Source organism: Mesorhizobium sp. M7A.F.Ca.CA.001.08.2.1 (genome assembly GCF_003998455.1).
In the GTDB taxonomy this organism is placed as follows: Bacteria; Pseudomonadota; Alphaproteobacteria; order Rhizobiales; family Rhizobiaceae; genus Mesorhizobium; species Mesorhizobium ciceri.
Genome location: NZ_RZPW01000296.1, coordinates 1 through 7,062, shown reverse-complemented (window position 1 = coordinate 7,062; position 7,062 = coordinate 1). Strand labels below are relative to the sequence as shown.

Here is a 7,062-nt window from a genome sequence, read left to right as displayed (position 1 = left end):
GTTTTGCAGGAATGCACCACCTGCCAGTGAAATTGCATTGATGTCCAAGCTGCGTCCGGCCGCCACAAAAATGTGCGATTGGCCGGAGATAGCGTTGCCGGGCAAGGCGGTTATGGTTTATGGCTGCTGCCGTCGATTAGTGCATGTCGTTCAAAAGTGGGGACCAGTTTTGAAACAATGGCATGCAACTGGCATTGAAATAGCGCCGAAAGGGCGAGATCCAATCATGTTCTTCAAGCGAGTTGGTCAATTGAAAGCACCGCAGAGGGCCGTTTTCCTGGCGCTTTCAGTAGTTGTTCCATCGCTCTTCCTGTCGGCCTGCATGTCGTCGGAGAAAGATATCGACCTGTCGACCTATGTCGACCAGACCGAGCCGGCCGATGTTCTCTACAACCAGGGCCTTGCCAATCTCAATGCCGGGCGCCTGCAGGAGGCGAGCCGCAAGTTCGACGCCGTCGACCGCCAGCATCCCTATTCGGAATGGGCCCGCAAATCGATGGTGATGGGCGCTTTCGCCGACTATCGCCAGGGCAATTACGACGAGGCGATCGGCTCGGCCAAGCGTTATCTCACGCTTTACCCGTCGACCGATGACGCTGCTTATGCGCAGTACATCATCGGCTTGAGCTACTACCGCCAGATCAAGGACGTGACGCAGGACCAGAAGGAAGCGCGTCAGACCGTCCAGACGATGCAGGATCTGGTCACCCGCTGGCCGACATCGGAATATGTCGACGACGCCAAGGAAAAGATCCGCTTCGCCAACGATCAGTTGGCAGGCAAGGAGATGCAGATCGGCCGCTACTATCTCGAGCGGCGTGAATACATCGCCGCCGTCAAGCGCTTCCGCACCGTGGTCGAGAACTATTCCAACACGCGCCATGTCGAGGAGGCGCTCGCGCGTCTGACCGAAAGCTATTACGCGATGGGTCTGACTTCGGAGGCGCAGACGGCCGCCGCCGTGCTCGGCACCAACTACCCTGACAGCCCGTGGTACAAGGATTCCTACAAGCTCTTGCAGAGCAATGGGCTTGCACCGCGCGAAAATGCAGGGTCGTGGATATCCAAGGCCGGAAAGATGATCACCGGCGCCTGACGTATGAGCATCGACTGAAGCGTTCACAGCGCTTTTCGGATTGATCCGGTGCTCAAACAAAAAGATAGTGCGGCGCTGCGACTGCAAATGGTCGCGTGCCGTTCTAGATTCGGGTTCTGATGCTTTCCAGACTGTCGATCCGCGATATCGTCCTGATCGAGAAGCTGGATATCGACTTCCAGCCGGGTCTTTCGGTGCTGACCGGCGAAACCGGTGCCGGCAAATCCATCCTGCTCGATGCCCTGTCGCTGGCGCTCGGTGCGCGCGGCGACGCGTCGCTGGTGCGCCATGGCGCGGCCCAAGGCCAGGTCATCGCCGTCTTCGACGTGCCGCGCAATCATCCGGCGCGTGCGCTGCTTGCCGACAATGCGATCGAGGATGACGGCGACATCATCCTGCGCCGCCTGCAGACGGCGGATGGCCGCACCCGTGTCTTCGTCAACGATCAGCCTTCGAGCGTCACGCTGATGCGCGATGTCGGGCGCGCGCTGGTCGAGATCCACGGCCAGCACGATGAACGCGCGCTGGTCGATCCCGGCGCGCATCGCGAGGTGCTTGATGCTTTCGGTGGCCATCTCGGCGCCGTCCGCTCGACCGGCGAGGCATGGCGGCACTGGCGCGCCTGCGAGCAGGAGCTGTCGCGCCACCGCGCCAAGGTGGCGGCGGCCGCGCGCGAGGCCGACTATTTGCGCGCCGCGGTGGCGGAGTTGACGAAGCTCGATCCGCAGCCGGGCGAGGAGACGGATCTCGCCGAACTGCGCGCATCGATGATGCGAGCCGAGAAGATCGCTTCCGAAATCCATGATGCGCAGGATGTGCTGTCCGGCCCGTCCTCGCCCTTGCCGCAACTGGCCAGCCTGCTGCGACGACTGCAGCGCAAGGTGACCGAGGCGCCCGGCCTGCTCGACGACGTCGTCAAGTCGCTCGACGAGGCGATGCTGTCGCTCGACGCGGCGCAATCGGGCGTCGAGGCAGCACTGCGCGCCACCGAATATGATCCGCAGCGGTTGGAGAAGGCGGAGGAGCGGCTGTTTTCGCTGCGCGCGGCCTCGCGCAAGCACAGCGTCGCCGTCGACGATCTGGCGCAGCTTCGCGACACGATGTCGGCCGATCTTGCCGATCTCGATGCCGGCGAGGAGCGCCTGCACGGGCTGGAAAAGCAGGCCGCCGCGGCACGCGAGACCTACGACATTGCCGCCGCGCAGCTGTCTTCGCTTCGCCACGCGGCGGCGGTCGGCCTGACCAAGGCGGTGATGGCGGAATTGCCGGCGCTGAAGCTCGAACGCGCCGCCTTTATCGTGGAAATGAAGAGCGAGGCCGAGAGCCGCATGGAAGAGGGCATCGACCAGATCGAATTCTGGGTGCGCACCAATCCAGGCACGCGGCCCGGGCCGATGATGAAAGTAGCGTCCGGCGGCGAACTTTCGCGCTTCCTTCTGGCGTTGAAGGTCGCGCTGGCCGACCGCGGCTCGGCGCCGACGCTGGTTTTCGATGAAATCGATACTGGGGTGGGCGGCGCCGTCGCCGACGCCATCGGCCAGCGGCTGGCGCGGCTGTCGAAGCGCGTCCAGGTGCTCTCGGTGACGCATGCGCCACAGGTCGCGGCACGCGCGGCGACGCATTTCCTGATCTCCAAATCCGGCACCACCGACCGTGTCGCCACCGGCATTGCCGAGATGGACCGGCCGGCGCGGCAGGAAGAGATCGCGCGCATGCTGGCCGGCGCCACCATCACCGACGAGGCGCGCGCCGCCGCCGAGCGATTGCTGCGTGAAAACACCACGGCGGCATAAGAACAACAGGTGTCAGGGATCGAGTCAGGATATGGCTCCATCCTGCTGTTCAGGAATGATTTTCCCAAAATCCTGATCTATTGTGGCGGGCCACCGTCCGGGGAAGGAAAGCATGGCTGAAAAACCTGTCGATTCGCTCAGTGAGAGCGAGGCCGAAGCCGAGCTGAAGCGGCTGGCGGAAGAGATCGCCGAGCACGACCGGCGCTACCATACCGAAGATGCGCCTGTTATCACCGATGCCGAGTATGATGCGCTGGCGCGGCGCAACCTTGCCATCGAGGAGCGCTTTCCGGCGCTGGTGCGCGAGGATTCGCCATCGCTCAGGGTCGGAGCAGCGCCCGCGGAAGGCTTTACCAAGGTGCGCCATGCCGTGCCGATGCTCAGCCTTGCCAAGGCCTATACAGACGATGATGTCACGGATTTCATCGAACGCGGGCGGCGGTTCTTCGATCGCGACAAGGAACTCGACATTGCGTTCACGGCCGAACCGAAGATCGACGGGCTATCGGCTTCGCTGCGTTACGAAAACGGTGTGTTCGTGCAGGGCGCAACGCGTGGCAACGGCGCCGTCGGCGAAGACATCACCGCCAATTTGAAGACCATCGCCGACATCCCTGCAAAGCTGAAAGGCTCGGGCTGGCCCGAAACCATCGAGATCCGCGGCGAGGTCTACATGACCTATGCGGAATTCGAGGCGCTGAAGCAGCGCTCGGCCGCCGTCGGCGGCCAGGACTACGTCAATCCGCGCAACACGGCGGCCGGGTCGCTGCGCCAGAAGGATCCGTCCGTCACCGCCAGCCGAAACCTCAAATTCTTCGCCTATGCCTGGGGTTACACGACAGCGGATCCGGCTCCGACCCAGTATGATTCGGTGCAGAAATTCGCCGAGTGGGGGTTCAAGATCAGTCCGCTGATGGTGCGGGCGAAATCGGCCGAGGAGTTGATCGCGCATTATCATCGGATCGAGGAGCAGCGCTCCGCGCTCGGCTACGATATCGACGGCGTCGTCTACAAGGTCGACCAGCTGGAGTTGCAACGCCGCTGGGGCTTCGTCACCGGCGAACCGCGCTGGGCGATCGCGCATAAATTTCCGGCCGAACAGGCGATGACGACCGTTCAGAAGATCGACATCCAGGTCGGCCGTACCGGTACGCTGGCGCCAGTCGCGCGGCTGGCGCCGGTCACGGTCGGCGGCGTCGTGGTCGAGAACGTCACGCTGCACAATGAGGATTATATCAAGGGCCTGGACTCGACCGGCCAGCCGATCCGCGACGGCATCGACGTGCGCATCGGCGATACGGTCGTGATCCAGCGGGCAGGCGATGTCATTCCGCAGATCGTCAGCGTCGTCATCGACAAGCGGCCGGCCGATGCCGTGCCGTACGAATTCCCGCACACCTGTCCGATATGCGGCTCGCCGGCGACGCGCGAGATCAACGAGAAGACCGGCAAGGAGGATTCCCGCCGCCGCTGCACCGGCGAGCTGATCTGCCCGGCGCAGGCGGTGGAGGGATTGCGCCACTTCGTGTCACGCGGCGCCCTGGACATCGAAGGCCTCGGCGCGGAGAACATAGACACGTTCTTCAATGCGGGATTGATCAGGACCGCCGCCGATATCTTCACGCTCAGGGACCGCCGTCCGGCCGTCACCAGGGCGCTGGCCGAGCGCCGCGAGGAGCAGGCCAGGCAGCGCGAAGCCGCATCGGGCAAGACACGCAAGAATGTGCGCAGCGTCGAGGATCGCAACTATGAAAGCCTCGACAAGCTGTTCGCGGCCATCGACTCGCGCCGCGAGCCGGAACTCGACCGTTTCATCTTCGCGCTCGGCATCCGCCATATCGGCGAAACGACGGCGGCCGTGCTTGCCCGCACCTTCTCGACCATCGAGGAGCTGATCCGCGTCGGCAAGGAGACTGCGGCCGCGGAGGATCCACATACTGTTTTCCCATCGGTCAACGGCATCGGCGATACGGTGATCGATGCGCTGCGCGGCTTCTTCGGCAATGAGCGCAACGACGAGGTGCTTGAGAAGCTGCTCGAGCAGGTCAAGCCGAAGCCGTATGTCGTCACCGTTTCGGCCGACAGCGAGGTCGCCGGCAAAACGGTCGTGTTCACCGGCTCGCTGGAGAAGATGACACGCTCCGAGGCCAAGGCGATGGCGGAGCGCCTCGGCGCCAAGGTCGCGGGCTCGGTTTCGGCGAAGACGGATCTGGTGGTCGCCGGGCCGGGTGCCGGCTCCAAGCTCAAGCTCGCCAGCGAACTCGGCATCGAGGTGATCGACGAGGATGCCTGGCTGGCGCGGATCGGCAAGGCCTGATGGACGGCGCATTCAAAGGGTTCGGCCCAAAAGCCATTCCGTTCCTCAAGGCGCTGGATTTCCACCAGAACCGAGAGTGGTTTTGGGAGAACCGTGACCTGTTCGAACAGGAATTGCGCGATCCGCTCAGTGATCTCGTCGACACGCTGACCGAGCGCTTCGCCGAGGCCGGGCTTGGCCTGCGCGGTGATCGCAAGAAGTCGCTGTTCCGCATCAATCGCGACGTGCGCTTCGCCAAAGACAAGCGGCCTTACAACAGGCATTTGTCGGCCATCCTGTCGCCCGACGGCACCAAGATGGAGCAGGGCGTGTTCTACGTCCATATCGGGCTTGAGCGCTGCTTTGCCGACATTGCCTGGTGGCAGCCGGAGCCGGCGTTGCTGCTGGCGATGCGCAAAGCCATCGCGACGAAGCCGGACAGGTTTCGCGCCCTGGTGGCGGCGTTGAAGAAGAACCGGCTTGAACTCGAGACCGAAGGCCGTATGAAGCGTACGCCACGCGGCTTCGAGGAAATCAGCGATCCCGACCTTGTCGCCGCCATCCGCAACCGGCATTTTGTCGTCCAGCATGTTATCGATCCCGCGGGAATCCATACGGCTGATCTGGTCGACGAGCTCGTCGATTTCACCTTGCGCGCCAAGCCGCTGCTCGACTGGGGCAGGGCGATCGAGGGCAAGATCCTGAAGGAATAAGCGTCTAACTCAGCCGATCCAGCGATCATTTCCGCTGATCGTTTGGCTCAAGCGAATTCGTGTGACACGGCAAGCCGCGCCACCTACATACCGCGCTTCCCTTGTTGTTGTGCATGTCGTTATCCCCCTTTTGGGCGACATGCATCAGGAGTGGTTGATGGCGACGGACGTAATTTCCGAGAGCGGCGACAGAAGCGATTTCTGGCAAGGCGTGCGGCTGTCGATGCCTGTGGTGGTGGCCTCGGCGCCGTTTGCGGTGCTGTTCGGCGCGCTCGCCGTGGACAATGGCTTCTCGGTCCTGGAAGCCTTTCTGATGAGTGCGCTGGTCTATGGCGGCGCCAGCCAGATGGTCGGCATCCAGCTGTTCGGCCAGCATGTGGCGCCGTGGCTGATCGTGCTGTCGATCTTCGCCGTCAATTTCCGCCACGTGCTCTATTCCGCCGGCATCGGCCGGCGCATCGCGCACTGGCCCCTCATCCAGCAGGCGCTTGGTTATTTCATCCTGACCGATCCGCAATTCGCGGTGGCCGAGGCGAGGGCGCAATCCGGCCAGACGGTCGGCTTTGCCTGGTATCTGGGACTTGGCTTGCCTGTCTATCTGTTCTGGATCGTCGAAAGCGCGCTTGGTGCGCTGTTCGGCAAGCTGATCCCCGACACGCACGCGCTGGGCATCGATTTCCTGCTGCCGATCTATTTCCTCGGTCTCGTGCTGGGCTTCCGCAAGCGGCCTCTGTGGCTGCCGGTGGTCATTGCCAGCGCTGCCGCCTCCATCATCGCCTACAAGACCGTGGGCTCGCCCTGGCATGTCTCGATTGGCGCTGTTGCCGGTGTGCTGCTGGCGGTCATCCTGCCTCCCCACCATAGCGGCGTAAAGGCACGGCCATGAGCACGACCTTCTGGATCATTATCGCCGGCGCAATCGCGACCTATCTGACGCGCATCGGCGGGCACCTGGTGATATCGCGCTTCGATACCATCCATCCCCGCGTCGAGGCCGGCCTCAATGCCGTGCCGGCGGCGGTGCTGACGACGCTGGTAGCGCCCGAGCTGTTGAACGCCGGCCCGGCGGAATGGGCCGCACTGGTGGTCACCGCCGTGGTTTCGCTGCGCGGTGGGTTGATGGCGATGTTTTTGGCGGGCGCGGCGGTATTGATCGTGGCGCGG

At 63.3% G+C, this 7,062-nt stretch carries 6 protein-coding genes; all 6 read left to right on the top strand.

From position 1 onward, the window contains the following. Window positions 1-226 precede the first annotated feature (226 nt). Window positions 227-1,096 (top strand): outer membrane protein assembly factor BamD, encoded by an 870-nt coding sequence (locus EN914_RS18335; protein ID WP_024501459.1) that lies wholly within the window; start codon window positions 227-229, stop codon window positions 1,094-1,096. A 119-nt stretch (window positions 1,097-1,215) separates the two neighbouring features. After that, window positions 1,216-2,889, top strand: coding sequence for a DNA repair protein RecN (recN, locus tag EN914_RS18330; protein WP_024501458.1), 1,674 nt, complete (start codon window positions 1,216-1,218; stop codon window positions 2,887-2,889). 112 nt (window positions 2,890-3,001) lie between these two features. Then, complete coding sequence (gene ligA, locus EN914_RS18325; RefSeq protein ID WP_024501457.1) at window positions 3,002-5,206, top strand: NAD-dependent DNA ligase LigA; 2,205 nt, start codon at window positions 3,002-3,004, stop codon at window positions 5,204-5,206. Continuing rightward, window positions 5,206-5,898, top strand: a complete 693-nt coding sequence (locus tag EN914_RS18320; RefSeq protein ID WP_024501456.1) for a DUF2461 domain-containing protein — start codon at window positions 5,206-5,208, stop codon at window positions 5,896-5,898. Before ligA ends, EN914_RS18320 begins: the two co-directional genes overlap by 1 nt. Before the next feature lie 157 nt (window positions 5,899-6,055). Further along, complete coding sequence (locus EN914_RS18315) at window positions 6,056-6,784, top strand: AzlC family ABC transporter permease (protein ID WP_024501455.1); 729 nt, start codon at window positions 6,056-6,058, stop codon at window positions 6,782-6,784. Further along, a partial coding sequence (locus EN914_RS18310) for an AzlD family protein (RefSeq protein ID WP_164778786.1) occupies window positions 6,781-7,062 on the top strand: 282 nt, incomplete at its 3' end. The genes EN914_RS18315 and EN914_RS18310, both read left to right, overlap by 4 nt.

Bases quoted from the DNA above. Each gene is read 5' to 3' on its own strand.
- EN914_RS18335 (WP_024501459.1), top strand. From the start codon at position 227: ATGTTCTTCAAGCGAGTTGGTCAATTGAAAGCACCGCAGAGGGCCGTT.
- EN914_RS18315 (WP_024501455.1), top strand. From the start codon at position 6,056: ATGGCGACGGACGTAATTTCCGAGAGCGGCGACAGAAGCGATTTCTGG.
- recN (WP_024501458.1), top strand. From the start codon at position 1,216: ATGCTTTCCAGACTGTCGATCCGCGATATCGTCCTGATCGAGAAGCTG.
- EN914_RS18320 (WP_024501456.1), top strand. From the start codon at position 5,206: ATGGACGGCGCATTCAAAGGGTTCGGCCCAAAAGCCATTCCGTTCCTC.
- ligA (WP_024501457.1), top strand. From the start codon at position 3,002: ATGGCTGAAAAACCTGTCGATTCGCTCAGTGAGAGCGAGGCCGAAGCC.